The organism is Mesorhizobium metallidurans STM 2683, from assembly GCF_000350085.1.
Taxonomy (GTDB): Bacteria; Pseudomonadota; Alphaproteobacteria; order Rhizobiales; family Rhizobiaceae; genus Mesorhizobium; species Mesorhizobium metallidurans.
The window spans coordinates 200,759-219,747 of sequence record NZ_CAUM01000143.1 but is presented as its reverse complement, the minus strand read 5'-3'; the positions used below and the strand labels follow the sequence as shown (position 1 = coordinate 219,747).

Below are 18,989 nucleotides of genomic sequence, written 5' to 3'. Positions count from 1 at the left end.
ACAGGTCGAGAACCGCAGAACAGTCTGCTGGACTGAGTGCAAATGTGCGCCCGTCAATGCCGGCGCCGGGCGAGCAGCCGGCCGATACGCGGCAGGAGCATCGGCGCAGCCAAGAGTGCGAGAGCGCCGATCGCCCAGAGAACAACAATCGCGGGCTTCAAGATCGCTCGCAGCAAGGCGATAGCCTGTCCCATGAAGCCGCTGACGTCGAGACCGTCGACAATGCTGCTCGCTTCCTTTCCGACGCCGGTCGCCGTTGCGAGACCTTTCCCGCTATCCACCAGAAGGCCGGCATTGGCTGCGACCCAACCGAGGACGGGATCGACCAAGACGTAACCGATCCAGGCGATCAGCGACCACACCGCGAGACCGGCGATTGCGATGGTCCAGGAGAACAGCTTCAATGCTTGCGACGCTGGACGCCTGTCCGATACACCATCTGGTATCTCTCGGCCGGAAAACTGCTGCTCGCCATGAGTGTTTCGCCTATGTCTGCCCATGTCGGCCTCCTTCGTCTGACCTGGGGCGCGATCCGCCAGGGATCGGCCAGGACTGTCACTGATTAGGCATGCCTGCCGCTCGCCGCGTCCGACGCGGCTTCGGCTGCTGCATTTGAAAATGCTGCATAGATCTATTGCCCGCGAGTTTTGCGATGCCGGCTATAGCTTCAACTCGCCTTCGGCTTCACGCAGGCTCTGGTCCTCGATCTGCATCGTGGTGTGCGTGAGGCCAAAACCGCTCTTCATCGCCTCATTGGCGCCGACAAGCGTCGCCCGAGCCTGGCCCATGTCGGCCACGACGAGATGGCAGCTCATGGCGTCTATGCCGGAGGTGATGGTCCAGACGTGGAGATCGTGGACGGCGACAACGCCAGGAATGTCGAGCAGTTTTCGCTCAAGCAGCGTGATGTCGACTTCGGGCGGCGTACCCTCCATGAGGATGTGGATTGCCTGTCTCAATAGAATCCATGTGCGCGGAACGATGAACAGGCCGATCGCGGCGCCGATGATAGGATCGGCGAGCGTCCAGCCGGTAAGCATGACGACGGCCGCGGCGATTATGACGCCGAGGGAGCCGAGCATATCGCTCAGCACCTCGAAATAGGCGCCCTTCACATTAAGGCTTTCCGACGATCCGGCGGAGAGAAGCTTCATGCTGACCAGGTTGACCACAAGGCCAGCCACAGCCACCGCCAGCATCGGCCCCCCCCAGAATTTCCGGTGGATTGAGGAAGCGCTTGTAAGCTTCGTAGAAGATGTAAATCGTCAGCAGCAAAAGGACTACAGCATTCGTCAGCGCGGACAGAACCTCCATACGGACATAGCCATAGGTTTTTTGCGGGGTCGCTGGACGTTCGGCGAAACGGATGGCGATCAGCGCCAGGGCCAAACCTCCTGCATCCGTCAGCATGTGCGCCGCATCGGCGAGAAGCGCGAGGCTGCCCGTCCACAGACCACCGATAACCTCGACGGCCATGAAAGTCGTGGTGAGAGCAAGAGCTCCTGCGAGCCTGCTCTTGTGTCGGCCCGCAGCGGTTCCCTGTCGGTCCGCAGCGGTCCCCGACGAAGCAGCCGCTGCGTGTGAATGTCCTGCGCCCACGTGTAAACCCTCGTTGTCAGTGAAGATCCGGCGCTGCGAAAGCCGCCTGTATCACGAGCGAACGTCGTTAATCGAACAGCCGCCCGAGGAATGATCCGTGCCTGCGGCTTTGACCGTGGCCGCCACCATGTCCGCCACCGTGCCTCGAACCATGACCGCTGTCATAGTAGCCTTCGGACGGATAGGGTTGCCCCTGCGGCGCGGGCTGCGGCCTGGAGGGCTGCGCCTGCGCGCCCTGAACCTCTTCGCTCGCGCTGCGCTCGATGATCTTGTCGAGTTCGCCCCTATCCAACCAAACGCCGCGGCATTTGGGGCAGTAGTCGATCTCGATGCCTTGACGTTCGCTCATCACAAGATCGACCCTGCAAGCAGGACAAAGAAGCCCGTGACCTTTGGCGCCACTGCTCGTGCTTGCTACATCTGTCATGTTTCGCTCCTGTATGCAATCTGCGGCCAGACCATTGTCCGCTAGGACATCTGACTTAGAACCTCTGCCACCTAGAGGTTCAAGGGGCTGGCAAAGTTTATTTTGGATGCCACCGCTTTTAAGCGGCTCGACACGGTTGAGACGGTGGTGGATTTCCCGCGCTCTGGGCCGTGAAATCCACCGCGCAGCCAAATGCTCAGAACTGTCTCGAACCTTGATCGCCAACTCTCGGCGGCCAGCATGTGGCAGCGCGTCCCGGCTGATTTCGGCCAGTATCCTTATGGCTTGGTCTTTGGCCGCCACAAGCCCGGACAGGTCCATCCCTTTATCATCGGGACAGAGTTCGCCATCGGGCTGGAAATCGAAGTAGTAGCGCGGCATCCGATTCAACGACGCGGCAAGGCAAAGGTTCAATCGGGATGACAACTCATGAAGCAGCCAGAGCAGGCGTCTGAACGTCGCGGTTCAGCGTTTTGGCTTGCAAACATCGCCTTTTAGGGCCAGCCTATACCGATGATGGCACGTTGGTCGCCAAAACACGTCCTTGTTCTGCTGCTGGCGGTCTTCCTGACCACCGGGTTCAGCCTGTCTGCCGCCCAGGCCAACGTCATGTCGGCAAGGATGACAATGGCGGCCGACAAAGGTATGACGATGCCCGCCAATACCAGCAGGGCCAAGATGGCCGATGCCACCATGAACGGCGATTGCAAGGCATGCCTCAAGGATGCCGCCGGCAGCGACAATCCTGTGCGTTGCCCGCCGAGCTGCATTGCGCCCGTGGTGGCGGTCCTGCCACAAGGCCTCGCCGTGACGACAGCTCCCGGCTTGCGGCAGCCGTCGGCGCTGCGCGCGCCATTCCCGCGCGGGCGAAGTTTCCTGCCCGACCCATACCCTCCCAGACCCAGCGCCTGACGCCGTATCAGCCGTAACACGGCTGATACCCGGCGCCTGATCGCCTGCGTCGCGCATTGCGCCGCGGGTGCGCATGGCAATTCGATGTCGAGCCGCTCGCCATCGATCGAGATCGCAAAGGGATAGAAGGGTGAGTCACGATTTTCATTACACCATGTCGCGCCGCGGTTTTCTCGTCGCGGCGGCGGGCGCTGCCATGTCCGCTTCACTGCGGCCCGCACGCGCCGCCGCCGTGGACGAACGCCGGATCAGGGCCGCGCCGGGCCAGGCGCGGTTCGGCGGCCCCGACGGTCCTTCCACCGCTGTCTGGGCCTATGACGGCACCATCCCCGGCCCGGTGCTGCGCCTGCGGCAGGGCCAGCCCGTCCGCATCACTGTCGAGAACGGGCTGGACGAGGACACCACGGTCCACTGGCACGGCATCCGCCTGCCAAACGCCATGGACGGCGTGCCGGGCCTGACCCAGCCACCCATCAAGCCGGGCGAGAATTTCGTCTACGAGTTCGCGCCGCCGGATGCCGGCACCTTCTGGTATCACCCGCATGCCAACAGTCTCGTGCAGCTCGGTCATGGACTTGCCGGCCTGCTGACCGTCGAGGAGGCCGAGCCCGTCGCCGTCGACCGCGACCTTCTCTGGCTGCTGCAGGACTGGCGGCTCGCCGCCGACGGGCAGATCGCTGCCGGCTTCGGCAGCATGATGGATGCGTCGATGTCCGGCCGCGTCGGCAACGCCGTCACCATCAACGGTGCATCCTTGGCCGATCAGCCGGTGCGCGCCGGCGAACGCGTCAGGCTGCGGCTTGCCAATGCATCGCTCGCGCGCATCATGGCGCTGCGCTTCGAAGGCCACCGCCCAGTCATCGTCGCGATCGACGGCCAGCCTTGCGACCCGCATGAGCCGGAGGACGGCCGCCTGGTGCTGGCGCCGGCCATGCGCATCGACATCGTGCTCGACCTGCAGGGCGATCCGGGCAGCCGCCATCAGGTGATCGACGACTACTATGACGGCCTGGCCTACCGGCTTACCACGCTCGCCTATGACAACGCGCCCCCACTGCGTGCCCATCCTTTCGACGCGCCCCTGCGCTTGCCGGCCAATCCGCTCCCGGTCCCCGATCTCACCAGGGCCGTGCGCCAGGAGATCGTGCTGCAGGGCGGCATGATGGGCGGCGGCAAGCTCGCCGGCGTCGGCGGCATGATGGGAATGGGGATGCCCGGCATGAACGGCGGCGCTGCCTGGGCGATCAATGGCATGTCGATGACCGGCGACGGCATGGCGGGCATGCCGCCGTTGTTCACCTTGCGGCGCGGCGCCACCTGTCACCTCACCATGCGCAACGAAACGGCCTGGTGGCACCCGATGCACATCCATGGCTTCAGTCTGTCGGTGCTTTCTCGCAACGGTTCGCCGGTGCCCAACCGGACCTGGCAGGACACGGTGCTGATGGCACCCAAGGACACGGTCGAATGCGCCTTCGTCGCCGACAATCCCGGCGACTGGATGCTGCATTGCCACGTCGTCGATCACCAGATGGCCGGCCTGATGACCGTCTTCCGCGTGACCTGATCCGTTCGACCGACTTTTTGAACTTCTGCATCAACCGGACCAACCAACCACAAAGGACAACCGCAAAATGAAACCGACTTACGCCCTCGCCGCCCTCGCGGTCGCAATCGCAGTGCCCATGCCCGCGTTCGCCGCAACGATCCAGGCGGTGATGTACAAGAACCCAAGTTGCAGTTGCTGCGAGTCCTACGCTGCCTATCTCGAGCAGAACGGCTTCAAGGTCGAGATCAAGGCGACCAACGACCTGTCACGGATAAGCGCTGGATTCGGCGTTCCGGCGCAGCTCCAGGGCTGCCATTCGGTGGTGATCGGCGACTATGTGGTCGACGGCTTTGTGCCGGTCGACCTTGTCAAGAAGATGCTGACCGAACGTCCCGCGATTTCCGGCATAGCCATGCCCGGCATGCCGATGGGCTCGCCGGGAATGGGCGGCCAGAAAACCGAGAGCTGGAAAATTTACGCTTTCACCAAGGATGGCAAGGCGCCGACCGTCTACGCGACGGAATAACGGCCGCCCCCCGGACTTCTGCAACCAATGGAGATTTCAATGAAACTGACCTATCGCCTTGTCGCCCTGTCCCTGCTGGTCGCGACGCCTCTGCCGGCGGTTGCCGCGACGATCAGCGCCGTAATGTACAAGAACCCGCAATGCAGCTGCTGCGAGGCCTATGCGGCTTATCTCGAACAGAACGGCTTCAAGGTCGACATCAAGCCGGTCAACAACCTCTCGCAGATCAGCAGCGATGCCGGCGTGCCCGCCGACCTCGAAGGCTGCCACACGATGATGGTCGACGGCTATGTCGTCGACGGTCTGGTGCCTGTCGATGTCGTCAAGAAGCTATTGACCGAACGGCCCGCCATATCCGGCATCACGCTGGCCGGCATGCCGGCAGGGGCACCGGGTATGGGCGGCGAAAAGGATGGCACATGGACGATCTACGCCTTCACCAAGGACGGCAAGGCGCCGACTGTCTACGCGACGGAGTGAAAGGCGACCGCCATGTTGGCCAACGTGTCTGATTGCCCTGCAAGAATCTGGCTTTCTATGACGTTCCTGTTGGATCAGCGGGTGCATCATGACCAGCGATAACATCATTCAGTCCGACGCGGACCCGCCGGCCGCCCGGCGCGCCATGCTGCGACGGCTTGCCGTCTTCCTGCCGGCGATAATTTTCGGCGGCATGGCCGTCTTGCTCGGCTGGGGGCTCACGCGCAACGCATCGGATATTCCGTCGGCGCTGATCGACAAGCCGGTGCCAGAATTCAACCTGCCGCCGGTCCAGGGCCGCACGCTTGGCCTGTCGAGCGGCGATCTGCGCGGCGAGGTCTCGCTGGTCAACGTCTTCGCGTCCTGGTGCCTGGCCTGCCGCGAGGAGCATCCCGTGTTCATGCAACTGGCGGCTAGCGGGACGGTGCCGCTGCATGGGCTCAACTACAAGGACAGGCCCGACGACGCCGCGCGATGGCTCGACACGATGGGCGATCCCTATAAGCGCACCGGCGCGGACCTGAACGGCCGCGTCGCTATCGACTGGGGCGTCTACGGCGTGCCGGAGACCTTCGTCGTGAGCGCCGACGGACGCATCGCTTACAAACACATCGGCGCGGTGACGGAAGAGACGCTTCGGAAGACGATCCTGCCGCTGGTCGAGCGGTTGAGGGCAGAAGCAAAGGAACAGCAGCCATGAAGACATTCGCTCTCGCCCTGTTCGGCGCATTGCTCGCCGTGGCGCTGCCCGCAGCGGCGGCGGAGGCGCCCGAGAATTTCGCCGTTCTCGACACGCCGGCAGCGGTGCCGGAGATCACCTTCGTGGACGGCGCCGGCCAGCCGAAAACGCTCGCCGATTTCTCCGGCAAGGTCGTGCTGCTCAACATCTGGGCGACCTGGTGCGCGCCCTGCCGCAAGGAAATGCCGACGCTCGACCGGCTCCAGGCGGAGCTTGGCGGGCCGGATTTCGAGGTGATCGCGCTGTCGATGGACCGGAATGGCCCCGACGCGGTGAAGAAGTTCTTCACCGAGATCGGCATCCAGCACCTTGCCCTCAACATCGACACATCGGCCAAGGCCATGTTCGCGCTCGGCGCTGTGGGCCTGCCGACGACCTTACTGATCGACCGTGACGGCAACGAAATCGGCCGCCTGATCGGCCCCGCCGAATGGGACTCTCCCGAGATGGTCGACTTCATCCGCGGCCGCATCGCCGCAAAATGAGAAAGGAAACGACATGACCACCACTGAACTGACCCAGGCCCGGCAGGCATTGCCAAGCCGCGATGTCCAGTCTTTTCGACGCGCTCTCGGTGGCCGGCGCGGCCTCATAGCCGCCGGCGCGGCCATTGCCGCCGCCGGCCTTGCCTTCAACTGGTCGTGGCTGGTCGCCGCCGGCATCGCGCCGGTGCTGCTCGGCCTGCTGCCATGCGCTGCGATGTGCGCGCTTGGCCTGTGCATGAATCGGATGACGAGTGGATCATGTTCTGCTGAAAACGTTGCCCGGGAGGACGGCGCCGACAGCCCGAAGACACCGTCCGCGGACATGAAAGGCAATGGCTGATGTCTGTCACCGCGCAAAACGGGCCGGACGCCCGGCGTGTTGCATCGACCTGGCGTGAGTGGACGCGCCTGCTTGGCAGCCTGATCGCCATCGCGGTGCTGGTAGCGGCCTTCGCGCGTGGCGCGTGGGCGCATTCGCTCGACGAAGTCGACACCATGCTGCAGGGCGACGAGAAATACTTCCAGCAGATCGACAAGCCGGCGCCTGATTTCACGCTGCGTGCCGCGGACGGGCGCATCGTGCGGCCTGTCGATCTCCGCGGCAAGGTCGTCGTCCTCCACTTCATCTACACATCGTGCCCGGACGTGTGCCCGCTGCATGCCGAGAAGATCGCCGAGATCCAGAAAATGGTGAACGCCACGCCGATGAAGGATCGGGTTACCTTCGTGACCATCACCACCGACCCGACGCGGGACACGCCGGACGTGCTGCGCGACTACGGACCAGCGCACGGGCTCGATCCCGTGAACTGGCTGTTCCTGACCACCATCCAAGGTCAGCCGGAGGACACGACCCGCAAGCTGGCGAAAGCCTTCGGCCACAAGTTCACCCTGACGGATGACGGCTATCAGATGCACGGCATCGTCACGCATGTGATCGACAAGGAGGGCCGCTGGCGGGCGAATTTCTACGGCCTGAATTTCGCGCCGGTCAATCTCGTCACTTTGGTCAACGCGCTCACCAACAACATCGAGCGTCCGCACGATGAACCGGACGAAGGCTGGCTGGCAAAATTGAAGGGCCTTTTTTGAACCATTTTTATACCGCCGGCACGCCCGCATCGGGCGGCCCCCAACAGATGGCAAGGGGAGACGAACATGAGTACAGCTGCAAAACAGATCAACCGACATAGCGGCGGGGTTCTCGGCGCCCTTCTGCTTGTTGGGCTGACGGGATGGTTCCTGCTCAATCCAGGCCTCCAGGGGGTGCAGCAATCGGCGCACGCCGCTGGTGAAATGTCCCAGGACCAGTTCGACAAGCGCGTGCGAGACTATATTCTCGCCAACCCCGAAATCATCATGCAAGCCTTGCAGAGCCTGGACGCTCGCCAGCGCGAGGCGCAGGCTGCCGAGGCCAAACAGGTGTTGGCATCACGTGCGGACGACATCTTCCGCGACAAGCAGAGTCCGGTAGGCGGCAATGCCGAGGGCAACGTCACCCTGGTCGAATTCTTCGACTACAATTGCCCCTATTGCCGGCAGATGGCGCCGATCATGGAACAGGCGGTAGCCGACGATCCGCAACTCAGGATCGTCTACAAGGAATTCCCCATCCTCGGCCCGGATTCGCTGTTTGCGGCCAAGGCGGCGCTGGCGGCGCAACTGCAAGGCAAGTACGGCGCTTTTCACAAGGCGCTGTTCGGTGCCCGAACCAGGGTGACCGAGGCTGTCGTGCTGAAAATCGCCGGTGAGACCGGGCTCGACGTCGAGCGTATGAAGAGCGATATGCAGAAGCCCGACATCCAGGCACTGATCGACCGCAATACGGAACTGGCTCAGGCGCTGAGGATCACCGGTACGCCGGGTTTTGTCGCGGGGGACCAGATTTTTCCCGGTGCGACAGATCTTGCGACCCTGAAGAAACTCCTAGACCAGGCAAGGAGCGGCAAATGACGACGACCCCAAACCGGCGAACGGTCGTTCTCGGCGCAATCGGCGCTGCCACGGCCCTTGGCCTATTCGAAGACGAGGCGATGGCCGCAGGCGACCTGGCAACTCGTTTCAAGGATCTCAGCCAGAATGGCAACAGCACCTGCTCAGCCAAATTCACGGAGTCGATCGCAACAATGCCGAGCACGTCGCGGATCAAGGGGTCATGTTGCAGCCCGATGGAAATGAAGCGCTATGTCGAGCAGCTGAATGGCCTGACCAAATACCGCGACATCGCTATGATCCCGCGCGATCCATACGATATCCCGTCGGGCATCGCGCAGAAGGTGATGCCTTACTACGATGTGAAACTCACCAGCGCCGAACAGAAGGCCTACGACTATGCGATGGCCAATTCCGAAGAGAAAGGTCCGTGTTGCTGCCAATGCTGGCGCTGGAAGATGTATGGCGGGCTGGCGAAATACCTGATCCATGAACGCGGCTTCACCGGCAAGCAGATCGTCGATGTGTGGGACCTCTCCGACGGCTGCGGCGGCGGTATGTAACAGTAAGACCGCGCTGGCAGCCGCCGAAAGCAACCGTTCAGACAATCACCTGACGGAAATGTGAGGGCTTAGGGGCTTTTCTTGCGCTGCACCAAATGCCATGTAGCCTGTGTGAAATTCTGGACCCTATTCCCCCAATTGCTGTCGATCATGGCTGTCGTAAGCCTTCTGACCGCGCCGATGGTGACTCCATCCGCTGCGATGATGATGGTTGTCGATCCTACGGCGACAATGGCGGATATGGCGGACGGTATGCCGTGCCCTTCGGACCAGAGGCAGCAACTGCCTGACTGCCAGAAGTCTTGTCCCCCCGCGACCCTATGCGTCGCCAAATGCCTTCCGAGCGCGTCGACGGCCGCTGCAATCACGCTGACCCGGTTATCCGCGGCTGACGTGATCGCGCCTGGCAGTGACGTCGGACGGAACCTCCTGCCTAGTCCGCCGCCTCCCAGACCTCCACGAACCTGAGTTCATCGACAGCTCCAGCGGGGCCGTTTGTCGCCGCAGGTCTGACGGCCTTGTGGCGAGAGTCCGTGGCTTTGGCATGAGCCTGGCCACCAACCTGCCGTGCACTCCGCGCGGCCGAATGATGAACTTTGGGAAAATCTGACAATGAACTTTTGCAATGTGAAGCACGTCGCAGCCGCGGCGCTGATCGGTCTTGCTCTCGGCGGTGCCAATTCGAAGGCCTGGGCCGGGATCGAGGATTACGAGTTTCAACTCGTTCAAAGCACGATCAAACAAGGCGATGCCGCGATTGTCGCGGTCCGCCTCATTGACAAGCGCTCCGGCAAGGCGGTTTCCGACGCGGTGATCTTTGCCCAGCGCGTCGACATGGCGCCGGACGGCATGGAGATGATGACGGCGCCAATCGAGCCTCTGCCCTCGACGGAGCCCGGCATCTATCGTTTCAAGGCCAATCTGATGACGCCAGGCGGCTGGCGCCTGTCGCTCGGCGCCAAGGTCCAGGGCGAAACCGGCTCTCTCGAAAACAAGCTCGAATTCAAGGCCACGCCATGAAACGCGCAGGCCGTACTGGCCTCACCCTCGCCGCCATCTTGGCGGCGGGGGCCGGAGGCTATTGGGCGGGGCATCGCGATCTAGCGCTGCCTGCCGTTCCGTGGCTGCAAGCTGTCGCCTGGCTCGAAGGCACTGCAGCGGGCCCGGCGAGCGCCAACCCTGCGCCCACCGGACCCGTGATCTACTACCGAGATCCGGACGGCCTCCCGGCCTATGCGGCAACTCCGAAGAAGACCGGCGACGGGCGGGATTTCCTGCCCGTATCGGCGGGGGAGGACCTGAGCTTCGAGGACAAACCGCCGGCCGCCGCTGCGGCCGTTGCCGCAGCTACGACCGTTGCCGCGACTCCCGCGAACCGTGAACCGAAGCGGGTCTTGTACTACCGCAATCCGATGGGCCTTCCGGACACCTCGCCGACGCCGAAGAAGGATTCGATGGGGATGGATTACATCCCCGTGTACGCGGGCGAGGATGAAGACGGCTCGACCGTCAAGGTCGCGACAGGCAAACTGCAGCGCACCGGCGTCAGGTCACAGATCGCCACCGAGCAGTTGATATTTCGCCCGGTGCGGGTGCCCGGCACCGTGCAACTCGATGAGCGGCGCATCACGGTGGTCGCGACGCGCTCCGATGCCTTCATCGACAAGGTAGCGGACGTTACCACCGGCGATCGGGTCAAAAAAGGCGAACCGCTGATGCGGCTGTATTCGGCCGAGATCGCCACGGCGAGCGCCCAGTACCTTACGGATCTGAACGGAAGTGGCCGCGGCTCGGCCGGCGCACGCCAGCGCCTCGATAATCTCGCGGTCCCACCAGATGTCATCGCCGCAATCGACCGCACCCGCCAGGTTCAGACGTCCATCACCTGGACCGCCCCGCGCGATGGCGTGATCCTCGAGCGCAATGCAGTCGAGGGCATGAAGGCGTCGCCCGGCGATGTGCTGTTCCGCCTCGCCGACGTCTCGACCGTCTGGATCGTCGCCGACGTACCCGAATATGAGCTGGGAGCCGTGAAGGTCGGGGCCGCCGCCACGATCCGGGTGCGAAGCCTGCCGGGCCAGACTTTCAGCGGCCGCGTTGCCCTGATCTATCCGCAGGTCACCAAGGAAACGCGCACGACCAAGGTGCGGATCGAACTCCCCAATCCCGAAGGTCTCTTGCTGCCGGACATGTATGCCGACGTTGAGGTCGGCAGCGGCAGCAATGCCCCGGTGGTCGCCGTCCCCGACAGCGCCGTGATCGACACCGGCACGCGGCAAGTGGTGATCGTGGACAAGGGCGAGGGCCGCTTCGAGCCGCGGGAAGTCAAGATCGGCCTTCAAGGCGGCGGCTTCACGGAAATCCGCAACGGCGTTGCCGCCGGCGATCGGGTCGTGGTCGCGGCGAATTTCCTGATCGACGCCGAGAGCAACCTGAAGGCCGCGCTGAGCGGCATGACGAACCCGGAGACTGCGCCATGATTGCCCGGCTCATCGCGTGGTCCGCACGCAATCTCGTCCTGATCTTCGTCGCCACGGCCTTCGCGGTGGCCGCCGGAGCCTACGCGCTGAAGACGCTTCCGCTCGACGCCATTCCGGACCTTTCGGATGTCCAGGTCATTGTCTACACCGAGTATCCCGGCCAGGCGCCGCAGGTGGTCGAGGACCAGGTCACCTATCCCCTGACGACGGCCATGCTCACCGTGCCGAAGTCCAAGGTGGTGCGCGGGTTCTCCTTCTTCGGCGTGTCCTTCGTCTATGTCATCTTCGAGGACGGCACCGATCCCTATTGGGCGCGCAGCCGCGTGCTCGAATACCTCAACGCTGCCGCGCAGCGCCTGCCGGCTGGCGTCACGCCGGGCCTCGGCCCCGATGCCACAGGCGTTGGTTGGGTCTACCAGTACGCCGTCGTCGCCAAGGACATGACGCTGGCCGAGCTGCGGTCGCTGCAGGACTGGGTGGTGCGATACGCCGCCTCCAAGGCGGAAGGGGTCGCGGAGGTCGCGAGCGTCGGCGGTTTCGTCAAGCAGTACAACATCGTCGTCGATCCATTGCGGCTGCGCGCCCAGGGCATATCGCTGTCGACGGTCCGCGACGCCGTGCGCGCCAGCAATCGGGATGTCGGCGGACGCACGCTGGAACTTTCCGAATTCGAGTTCATGGTGCGCGGTCGCGGCTACATCAAGTCGATTGCCGATATCGAAGACATCGTCCTGAAGACGGACCAGGGCGTGCCTCTGCGCCTCAAGGACGTCGCCAAGGTCGAGATCGGCCCCGACGAACGGCGCGGCATTACCGAGCTCAATGGCGAAGGTGAGGTCGCCAGCGGCATCGTCCTGCAGAGGTTCGGGGCCAACGCCCTGACCGTGATCGAGAACGTGAAGCAGCGGCTCTCCGACATCGCCGGGAGCCTTCCCAAGGGTGCCGAAATCGTGCCGGTCTACGACCGCTCGCAGCTCATCGAGGCGGCCATCGAGACGTTGAAGCGCACGCTGGCCGAGGAAAGCGTCATCGTCGCCCTGGTCTGCGTCGTATTCCTTCTTCACCTGCGCAGCGCGCTGGTCGCCATCCTGATGCTGCCGGTCGGCATCCTGATGGCGTTCGGCGCCATGAAGGCGATCGGGCTCGGCTCCAACATCATGAGCCTCGGCGGCATCGCCATCGCCGTCGGCGCCATGATCGATGCCGCGATCGTCATGATCGAGAATGCCCACAAGCATCTGGAGCGTGCTCCGCCCGGCAAGCCGCGAGTCCAGATCCTGATCGACGCGGCGAGCGAGGTCGGCCCGGCGCTGTTCTTCAGCCTCCTCGTCATAACAGTATCCTTTCTGCCGATCTTTACGCTCGAGTCGCAGGAGGGTCGGATGTTCGGTCCCCTCGCTTTCACCAAGACCTTCTCCATGGCGGCCGCGGCAATCCTGTCGGTGACGCTGGTGCCGGCTCTGATGGTGGTCTTCGTGCGCGGCCGGATCATTCCGGAGCACAAGAACCCGATCAACCGCTTTCTGATCTGGATCTACCGTCCTGTCATTCGCGGCGTCCTGAAGGCAAAGACCCTCACCATCGCGCTCGCGCTTGTCGTGCTTGGCGTCTCAGTCTGGCCGGTGAGCCAGATCGGCTCTGAATTCATGCCGAGTTTGAACGAAGGCACGCTGATGTACATGCCGACGACCCTGCCTGGGATCTCCGTCACCAAGGCGGCGGAACTCCTGCAAATGCAGGACCGGATCATCAAGGCCTTTCCGGAAGTGGATTCGGTCTATGGCAAGGCGGGGAGGGCGATGACCGCGACCGACCCGGCCCCGACCGAGATGTTCGAGACCATCATCAATCTGAAACCGAAGGATCAATGGCGGACTGGTGTTACCATCGACAGCTTGAAGGCCGAGATGGACAAGGCTCTGCAGTTCCCAGGTGTCTCCAACGCCTGGACCATGCCGATCCGCGCCCGCATCGACATGCTTTCGACCGGCATCCGGACGCCGGTCGGCGTCAAGGTGTTCGGCACCGACCTGGCGCAGATGGAACAGATCGCGCGCCAGATCGAAGCAACCCTAAAATCGGTTCCGGGCACATCGAGTGCCTATGCCGAGCGGGTGATCGGCGGATATTATCTCGATATCGTCCCGGATCGCGAGGCGCTCGGCCGGTATGGCCTTGGCGTCGGCGACGTCCAGGACGTCATCGCGACGGCGCTCGGCGGCGAGACCGTGACGACGACCGTCGAGGGACGCGAGCGATATGGGGTGAATATCCGCTATCCCCGTGATCTGCGCTCTAGCCCTCAGTCGATCGCTACCGACGTCGAAGTGCCGTTGCCCGGCGGCGGCGCCATTCCACTCGGTGAGGTGGCGAAAGTTCAACTCACACGCGGCGCGACCTCGATCCGTACCGAGAACGGTCAACTCGCGACCTACATCTTCGTCGACATCAACGGCCGGGATCTCGGCGGCTATGTCGCCGATGCCCAGAAGGCCGTCGCGGCGACGGTCAAGCTGCCGCCAGGCTATTCGGTCGCCTGGAGCGGGCAGTTCGAATATCTGGAGCGAGCCGCGGCGCGGATGAAGATCGTCGTGCCCGTCACGCTGCTCATCATCTTCCTGCTGCTCTATCTGAACTTCCGGGCGCTCACCGAGACCTTGATTGTCATGCTGTCCTTGCCCTTTGCCCTTGTCGGCGGGATTTGGCTGATGTGGTGGCTAGGCTTCAACATGTCGGTGGCGGTGGCGGTCGGCTTCATCGCGCTCGCCGGCGTCGCCGCGGAGACGGGTGTCGTCATGCTGATCTATTTGGAGCAGGCCATGGCCGAAGTGAAGGCGGAGCGGGCCGTACACAAGCGGCCGTTCAACCGGGCAGATCTCCATGAGGCGATCATGCTTGGCGCAGTGGAGCGCGTCCGGCCGAAGATGATGACTGTCGTTGCCATCATGGCCGGTCTGATCCCGATCCTCTGGAGCACTGGCGCCGGCTCGGAAGTGATGCAGCGCATCGCCGTGCCGATGATCGGTGGTATGATCTCGTCTACCCTCCTGACCCTGGTTGTGATCCCAGCGATCTACGGATTGGTCAAGGGATGGCGGTTGCCGAAGGGCTTTGCATCGACGATCGACAAGGTTGCACTCACGGAACCTGCAAGGTTTGACCTCGCTGCCGAATGATGGGAGGCCGCAATGATGAACGAGACGATAGGGAGCGGGATGATGTGGGGCATGGGCCGCAGGCTTGCTCCTGGTCGTCGTCGTGCTGCTGATCATTGCGGCCCTCATCAAATGCGTCTTCTTTCGTTGAGGCTATCATGCTTCCCGGGATGCCCCTCGGTGCACCCGACACGGGCGGCAGCAAGTTCCATATTTGAGGAGGCTCAAATTGGTGCCGACCGGGCTCATTGTGTAGAGCTCATTCGTGCGCCCGAACTGGATTTGCCAGCTCATCTGCATGCCGATGCGATCCAGCCTCGGCCGCGCCGGAAAGAACATTCACGGAAGCGAGCCCGGTTGCGAACACCCTCAGCATTGAACCGGCAACCAATTCTGCTCGTGTCGTTCCTTTGTGTGGCGTTCGGTCACTTCGGAGGGTGATTGCATGCGGCTTCAAATCACCTATACTAAGGGAACGATGAACTACGCTCGTCGCCTTGTTATTGGTCTGCTGCTCGTCGTTCTGGGGGCAGGAACGCCTGTGCTTTCAGCGCAGGCGGGCCAAATGGCTCAGCCCGTCACTGTAACCTCCGCACATCAAATGACACTAAACGGTTGTAGTGACTGCGGCGGCGGAGACATGGCGATGATGATGACATCCGCATGTTCGTCCATGGGAACCTGCGTGCAGGGCATGATTGCCACGATCGGACCTACTGTGCGGCTGCCAGGTAACATTTCCCTTGTGTATTTTGCTGAGCACATCGGCGGCTTCAGCGGTTCGCCCGAACCCTTTCCCCCCAAACCTTCCATCCTCGCTTAGGGCGGGTCTGGCCGCACGTCGCGGCTGATTCTGTCCCTTGTCCGAGCCGGTGCGCTTTTGCGTCTCGGCAGCATTCTGGACGTCATCCGCAGCCATGTTCCGTGCGGAAGGCCAAGCCCGGAGGATGGGATGTTCACCAGTTCTCAAAGAACTCGCCTTGATGCGAGCAATCTTCCGTCCTTCGCCAGCGAAGCGATGGACAGGATCGATGCGCCCTCCGTTCGACCTCGATGGGCTCTTCTGCTGCTGCCGGTGGGCATTTTTTGGCTCTTCTGGTGGGGACTGGGACGCGATCCGAGCGTCCTGCCTTCGGTTCTGATCGGCCACGCGGTACCCACGTTCACGCTGCCGCCAGTGCAGGGGAGACCACTCGGCCTGTCGAGCACGGATCTCAAGGGAGAGGTCTCGCTCGTCAACGTCTTTGCGTCCTGGTGCGTGGCCTGCCGTCAGGAGCATCCGGTGTTCATGGGATTGCGCCAAATCAACACGGTGCCGATCCATGGCATCAACTACAAGGACCGTCCCCAGGATGCGGAAAAATGGCTGAACACAATGGGCGATCCTTACACTCGGACCGGTGCGGATCTTGATGGCCGGGTCTCGATCGATTGGGGCGTCTACCGGTTCCGGAGACATTCGTGATCGACGCCGAAGGCCGGATCGCCTTCAAACAGGTCGGGCCTGTCACGCCGGAAATCTATCGGGAAAAAATCGGGCCGCTAATCGAGAGGCTGAGAAGGCAAAACCCCGAGGAGCCACGCGATATCGAAGATGATCGTTCCAACGATGCCGTCAAGGAAGACCGAAAGCTAGAGCAGAAATGAGTCATAACCGCGTCAGCAAGAAACCTAGGAGCCATCCTTACTGGCTGAGTAGAAATCCACGTTTAGTCAACAATCCAAAATCTGAATGGAGATATGAGATGAATTACATAGAGAAACCGACAAAAGTGAGCAACTCCTGTTGTGGTGAAAGCTCTTCGGTAGCTGCTACCGGCGACGCGCCATCCAAAGCATTCGTTGCGTCGGACGGCTCCCTGGGCCGGGATATCCTTCTCTACATACGCCATTCATTGCGGGACCGGCGAGTCCTGATCGGCATTGCCGCGGTCGTTCTCGTCGCTGCCGCGACGTTCAATTGGGGATGGCTGGTGGCGATCGGCGTTGCGCCGCTCCTGCTCGCCATGGCGCCATGCGCCGCAATGTGCGCGCTCGGTCTTTGCACGATGGGCAGCGGCAAGAAAGGTGTGCCCCCTCAGGGGAGCGCCGACGATGGAGCGGGTTCCGGACTCGATACGACGAGACACGAATCTGACACTCGCCCTCAGTGAGACGTACTGCTTCGGGTGCGGCCCGTCTCTGCCGGCTGTCGCCGCCTCGGCGCAGTCGGACAAGAGTTGCTGTCACAGTCCTCGATAAATGGAGAAACCACGATGCGTAAACCCGTACAAGCCTTCGTTCTGGCCTCGGCCTTCGCTGGCCTCGTCGCCATTACCTCAACCCTCTATGCGCAGGAAACCTCGCCATCGCCCGGCCCCTCTAAGGACACCGAGATGATGGGCGGGAGCGACATGATGAGTGGTAACAACATGATGGGCGGGAACAACATGATGGGTGGGGACAACATGATGGGTGGGGACAACATGATGGGGATGATGAATATGATGGCGCAGATGAATCAGACGATGGGGATGATGAACATGGTGGCGCAGATGAACCAGATGATAGAGAGCTGCAACAAGATGATGCAGATCTCCATGAATAAGGATCATGGTTCGAGTAAGCCCAATGACAGGTCGGTAGCCCCCGAGAAGAAAAACTAAGGTTGGTCGACCCGCGGGCGCTTCAACGATCTGCGGGTCACCTCCATGCCAAATATCTCGGATCAATGAGATCCGATTCATCATCTAAATCAAGGTGGACGCGCGAGCCGAAATGGACCCGAACACTGACAATCCACGAGGTAGTCTTTCGCAGCAAAAAGAACTTCGTTGAAGGGTTCGGCGATCCGGACGGCGATCATATCCTTCTCGATGCGTTCTCCGACCTGAATGCCCGCGTCGATGCGGTGTTCCATCAGATCAAGGTGAAGATCATCAACAAGGATTTCGAGCTCAATATCGGGATGCTTCACAAGGAAGCGGCCGATTCAAAGGGTCGCGCTTCTTGACATGCAGTCTGGATCGAGCCAACGAATGCTCGTTTCAGCTCCGCCATGCTAGCCCTTCCACATCGCGTCCGGCACCACCACCAGCTTGCCGACAAAGTCCTTGGCGATGAAATCCGCCTGTGCCCGATGGAAATCGGAGAGCTTGTAGACGCCGCCGACCAGCGGCCGGATCTTCTTTTCCTCGATGTAGCGCACGACGCGGAGGAAGTCCGCCCGCGTGCCCTGGCTCGAACCATGCAGCTGCAGCTGCTTGAGGTATATGGTGCGGAGATCAAGCTGCACGACTGGCCCGGCAATGGCGCCCGCCGTGGTGTAGCGCCCTTCAGGCCGGAGAATGCGTAAGAGGTCGTTGAAGATTGCGCCGCCGACCAGATCCGCGACCACGTCGATCGGCCGGCCGTCGGTTGCCTCGTTCACCGCAGCCGGTAGATCGGCGACGCCGCGGGTGATCACCGCTTCGGCGCCGATGTCGAGCACAGCCGGTTCCTTGCCCTTGCCGACGATAGCATAGGGGATGGCATCACGTGCCCTCGCCAGCTGCACCATGCCTGAGCCGACGCCGCCGGAAGCGCCGGTGACCAGCACCCGTTCGCCGGCCTTGAGCGCGGCGCGCTCCAGCATCTGTTCGCCGGTCAGATAGGCGCAGCAGAAGGTGGCGAGTTCGATGTCGCTGAGATCGGTGTCGACGACATGAGCGTTCTCGACCGGCACGGTCTGGTATTCGGCATAACCGCCGTCGCGCCCATGGCCCATATAGTCGATGTCGGCGAGCGAATCGTCATCGCGGTTGTAGATCGAGAAGTCGACCATCACGCGTTCGCCGATACGATCGGGCGAAACGCCGTCGCCTACGGCAACGATTTGGCCCACAGTATCGGCGCCCTGGATGCGCGGGAAGGTCAGCGTGTTGCCCTGGCGGCGCCAGGTCGACACCGCTGCTGCATCTTCCTCCGTGCCATAGGCGCCCTGGCGCACCCAGACATCGGTGTTGTTCATCCCGCAAGCGGTGACCCGTATCAGCACTTCACCCGGCACTGGCGAGGGCACTTTGACGTCGGTGCGATAGACAAGCTTCTCCGGTCCGCCGTGCCCGGTCAAAAGCACGGCGGCCATTGTGGTGGGGAGGGTCTTGGTCATGGCATTCATGTCG

General features: G+C 62.4%; 22 protein-coding genes and 2 pseudogenes. 19 read left to right on the top strand and 5 right to left on the bottom strand.

Features of this window, described 5'->3' with window-relative positions; all coding sequences use genetic code 11:
• Positions 1-53: 53 nt before the first annotated feature.
• The 4 genes and pseudogenes from MESS2_RS24605 to MESS2_RS34190 form a co-directional block, all read right to left on the bottom strand.
• Complete coding sequence (locus tag MESS2_RS24605) at positions 54-500, bottom strand: hypothetical protein (RefSeq protein ID WP_244440077.1); 447 nt, start codon at positions 498-500, stop codon at positions 54-56.
• Positions 501-659: 159 nt separating this feature from the next.
• Positions 660-1,457, bottom strand: a pseudogene (locus tag MESS2_RS24600) (cation diffusion facilitator family transporter); the annotation flags it as partial.
• A 209-nt stretch (positions 1,458-1,666) separates the two neighbouring features.
• The gene (locus MESS2_RS24595; RefSeq protein ID WP_008877247.1) at positions 1,667-2,026 is read right to left on the bottom strand and encodes a TFIIB-type zinc ribbon-containing protein; all 360 of its coding nucleotides are present in this window, start codon (positions 2,024-2,026) and stop codon (positions 1,667-1,669) included.
• Positions 2,027-2,227: 201 nt separating this feature from the next.
• Positions 2,228-2,407, bottom strand: a pseudogene (locus tag MESS2_RS34190) (DUF6894 family protein); the annotation flags it as partial.
• A 132-nt stretch (positions 2,408-2,539) separates the two neighbouring features.
• Between MESS2_RS34190 and MESS2_RS24590 the strand changes: the two are divergent.
• The 19 genes from MESS2_RS24590 to MESS2_RS32465 all read left to right on the top strand — a co-directional run bounded on the left by MESS2_RS24590 (position 2,540) and on the right by MESS2_RS32465 (position 17,839).
• Entirely contained in the window at positions 2,540-2,938 is a 399-nt protein-coding gene (locus MESS2_RS24590) for a hypothetical protein (protein ID WP_008877246.1), read from the top strand.
• A gap of 130 nt (positions 2,939-3,068) precedes the next feature.
• Positions 3,069-4,505 carry a multicopper oxidase family protein gene (locus tag MESS2_RS24585; RefSeq protein ID WP_008877245.1) on the top strand — a complete coding sequence of 479 codons (1,437 nt, stop codon included), beginning with the start codon at positions 3,069-3,071 and terminating at the stop codon, positions 4,503-4,505.
• Positions 4,506-4,572: 67 nt separating this feature from the next.
• Positions 4,573-5,013 (top strand): DUF411 domain-containing protein, encoded by a 441-nt coding sequence (locus MESS2_RS24580; RefSeq protein ID WP_008877244.1) that lies wholly within the window; start codon positions 4,573-4,575, stop codon positions 5,011-5,013.
• 39 nt (positions 5,014-5,052) lie between these two features.
• Positions 5,053-5,493, top strand: a complete 441-nt coding sequence (locus tag MESS2_RS24575; protein ID WP_008877243.1) for a DUF411 domain-containing protein — start codon at positions 5,053-5,055, stop codon at positions 5,491-5,493.
• A gap of 88 nt (positions 5,494-5,581) precedes the next feature.
• Positions 5,582-6,193: a DsbE family thiol:disulfide interchange protein gene (locus MESS2_RS24570; RefSeq protein WP_008877242.1), complete on the top strand. Its 612-nt coding sequence runs from the start codon at positions 5,582-5,584 to the stop codon at positions 6,191-6,193.
• Positions 6,190-6,717: a TlpA family protein disulfide reductase gene (locus MESS2_RS24565; protein WP_008877241.1), complete on the top strand. Its 528-nt coding sequence runs from the start codon at positions 6,190-6,192 to the stop codon at positions 6,715-6,717. The genes MESS2_RS24570 and MESS2_RS24565 overlap by 4 nt, the downstream gene beginning before the upstream one ends.
• A gap of 13 nt (positions 6,718-6,730) precedes the next feature.
• Entirely contained in the window at positions 6,731-7,057 is a 327-nt protein-coding gene (locus tag MESS2_RS24560) for a hypothetical protein (protein ID WP_008877240.1), read from the top strand.
• Positions 7,057-7,809, top strand: coding sequence for an SCO family protein (locus tag MESS2_RS24555; protein WP_008877239.1), 753 nt, complete (start codon positions 7,057-7,059; stop codon positions 7,807-7,809). The genes MESS2_RS24560 and MESS2_RS24555 overlap by 1 nt, the downstream gene beginning before the upstream one ends.
• A gap of 66 nt (positions 7,810-7,875) precedes the next feature.
• Complete coding sequence (locus MESS2_RS24550; protein ID WP_008877238.1) at positions 7,876-8,670, top strand: DsbA family protein; 795 nt, start codon at positions 7,876-7,878, stop codon at positions 8,668-8,670.
• Positions 8,667-9,212, top strand: a complete 546-nt coding sequence (locus MESS2_RS24545; RefSeq protein WP_008877237.1) for a hypothetical protein — start codon at positions 8,667-8,669, stop codon at positions 9,210-9,212. Before MESS2_RS24550 ends, MESS2_RS24545 begins: the two co-directional genes overlap by 4 nt.
• Positions 9,213-9,824: 612 nt before the next feature.
• Positions 9,825-10,232, top strand: coding sequence for a FixH family protein (locus tag MESS2_RS24535; protein ID WP_008877235.1), 408 nt, complete (start codon positions 9,825-9,827; stop codon positions 10,230-10,232).
• Positions 10,229-11,692 (top strand): efflux RND transporter periplasmic adaptor subunit, encoded by a 1,464-nt coding sequence (locus tag MESS2_RS24530; protein ID WP_008877234.1) that lies wholly within the window; start codon positions 10,229-10,231, stop codon positions 11,690-11,692. The genes MESS2_RS24535 and MESS2_RS24530 overlap by 4 nt, the downstream gene beginning before the upstream one ends.
• Positions 11,689-14,868, top strand: coding sequence for an efflux RND transporter permease subunit (locus MESS2_RS24525; RefSeq protein ID WP_008877233.1), 3,180 nt, complete (start codon positions 11,689-11,691; stop codon positions 14,866-14,868). Before MESS2_RS24530 ends, MESS2_RS24525 begins: the two co-directional genes overlap by 4 nt.
• Before the next feature lie 424 nt (positions 14,869-15,292).
• Positions 15,293-15,670, top strand: a complete 378-nt coding sequence (locus tag MESS2_RS24520; RefSeq protein WP_040593904.1) for a hypothetical protein — start codon at positions 15,293-15,295, stop codon at positions 15,668-15,670.
• A 195-nt stretch (positions 15,671-15,865) separates the two neighbouring features.
• The gene (locus tag MESS2_RS24515) at positions 15,866-16,312 is read left to right on the top strand and encodes a redoxin domain-containing protein (RefSeq protein WP_341872367.1); all 447 of its coding nucleotides are present in this window, start codon (positions 15,866-15,868) and stop codon (positions 16,310-16,312) included.
• Positions 16,309-16,494 carry a thioredoxin domain-containing protein gene (locus tag MESS2_RS34000; RefSeq protein ID WP_008877229.1) on the top strand — a complete coding sequence of 62 codons (186 nt, stop codon included), beginning with the start codon at positions 16,309-16,311 and terminating at the stop codon, positions 16,492-16,494. Before MESS2_RS24515 ends, MESS2_RS34000 begins: the two co-directional genes overlap by 4 nt.
• A gap of 98 nt (positions 16,495-16,592) precedes the next feature.
• On the top strand, positions 16,593-17,000 hold the full coding sequence (locus tag MESS2_RS32025) for a hypothetical protein (RefSeq protein ID WP_008877228.1): 408 nt from the start codon (positions 16,593-16,595) through the stop codon (positions 16,998-17,000).
• 102 nt (positions 17,001-17,102) lie between these two features.
• Entirely contained in the window at positions 17,103-17,492 is a 390-nt protein-coding gene (locus MESS2_RS24505) for a hypothetical protein (RefSeq protein WP_008877227.1), read from the top strand.
• Between the two features lie 2 nt (positions 17,493-17,494).
• Positions 17,495-17,839: a hypothetical protein gene (locus MESS2_RS32465; protein ID WP_008877226.1), complete on the top strand. Its 345-nt coding sequence runs from the start codon at positions 17,495-17,497 to the stop codon at positions 17,837-17,839.
• Between the two features lie 48 nt (positions 17,840-17,887).
• On the opposite strand, the gene MESS2_RS24495 is transcribed toward MESS2_RS32465, so the two are convergent.
• On the bottom strand, positions 17,888-18,985 hold the full coding sequence (locus MESS2_RS24495; RefSeq protein ID WP_008877225.1) for an alcohol dehydrogenase family protein: 1,098 nt from the start codon (positions 18,983-18,985) through the stop codon (positions 17,888-17,890).
• Positions 18,986-18,989: the final 4 nt, after the last annotated feature.

Excerpts from the sequence above, each read along its gene's own strand:
- MESS2_RS24605 (WP_244440077.1), bottom strand. The coding sequence starts at position 500 with ATGGGCAGACATAGGCGAAACACTCATGGCGAGCAGCAGTTTTCCGGC.
- MESS2_RS24595 (WP_008877247.1), bottom strand. The coding sequence starts at position 2,026 with ATGACAGATGTAGCAAGCACGAGCAGTGGCGCCAAAGGTCACGGGCTT.
- MESS2_RS24590 (WP_008877246.1), top strand. The coding sequence starts at position 2,540 with ATGATGGCACGTTGGTCGCCAAAACACGTCCTTGTTCTGCTGCTGGCG.
- MESS2_RS24580 (WP_008877244.1), top strand. The coding sequence starts at position 4,573 with ATGAAACCGACTTACGCCCTCGCCGCCCTCGCGGTCGCAATCGCAGTG.
- MESS2_RS24575 (WP_008877243.1), top strand. The coding sequence starts at position 5,053 with ATGAAACTGACCTATCGCCTTGTCGCCCTGTCCCTGCTGGTCGCGACG.
- MESS2_RS24570 (WP_008877242.1), top strand. The coding sequence starts at position 5,582 with ATGACCAGCGATAACATCATTCAGTCCGACGCGGACCCGCCGGCCGCC.
- MESS2_RS24565 (WP_008877241.1), top strand. The coding sequence starts at position 6,190 with ATGAAGACATTCGCTCTCGCCCTGTTCGGCGCATTGCTCGCCGTGGCG.
- MESS2_RS24560 (WP_008877240.1), top strand. The coding sequence starts at position 6,731 with ATGACCACCACTGAACTGACCCAGGCCCGGCAGGCATTGCCAAGCCGC.
- MESS2_RS24555 (WP_008877239.1), top strand. The coding sequence starts at position 7,057 with ATGTCTGTCACCGCGCAAAACGGGCCGGACGCCCGGCGTGTTGCATCG.
- MESS2_RS24550 (WP_008877238.1), top strand. The coding sequence starts at position 7,876 with ATGAGTACAGCTGCAAAACAGATCAACCGACATAGCGGCGGGGTTCTC.
- MESS2_RS24545 (WP_008877237.1), top strand. The coding sequence starts at position 8,667 with ATGACGACGACCCCAAACCGGCGAACGGTCGTTCTCGGCGCAATCGGC.
- MESS2_RS24535 (WP_008877235.1), top strand. The coding sequence starts at position 9,825 with ATGAACTTTTGCAATGTGAAGCACGTCGCAGCCGCGGCGCTGATCGGT.
- MESS2_RS24530 (WP_008877234.1), top strand. The coding sequence starts at position 10,229 with ATGAAACGCGCAGGCCGTACTGGCCTCACCCTCGCCGCCATCTTGGCG.
- MESS2_RS24525 (WP_008877233.1), top strand. The coding sequence starts at position 11,689 with ATGATTGCCCGGCTCATCGCGTGGTCCGCACGCAATCTCGTCCTGATC.
- MESS2_RS24520 (WP_040593904.1), top strand. The coding sequence starts at position 15,293 with ATGCGGCTTCAAATCACCTATACTAAGGGAACGATGAACTACGCTCGT.
- MESS2_RS24515 (WP_341872367.1), top strand. The coding sequence starts at position 15,866 with ATGGACAGGATCGATGCGCCCTCCGTTCGACCTCGATGGGCTCTTCTG.
- MESS2_RS32025 (WP_008877228.1), top strand. The coding sequence starts at position 16,593 with ATGAATTACATAGAGAAACCGACAAAAGTGAGCAACTCCTGTTGTGGT.
- MESS2_RS24505 (WP_008877227.1), top strand. The coding sequence starts at position 17,103 with ATGCGTAAACCCGTACAAGCCTTCGTTCTGGCCTCGGCCTTCGCTGGC.
- MESS2_RS24495 (WP_008877225.1), bottom strand. The coding sequence starts at position 18,985 with ATGAATGCCATGACCAAGACCCTCCCCACCACAATGGCCGCCGTGCTT.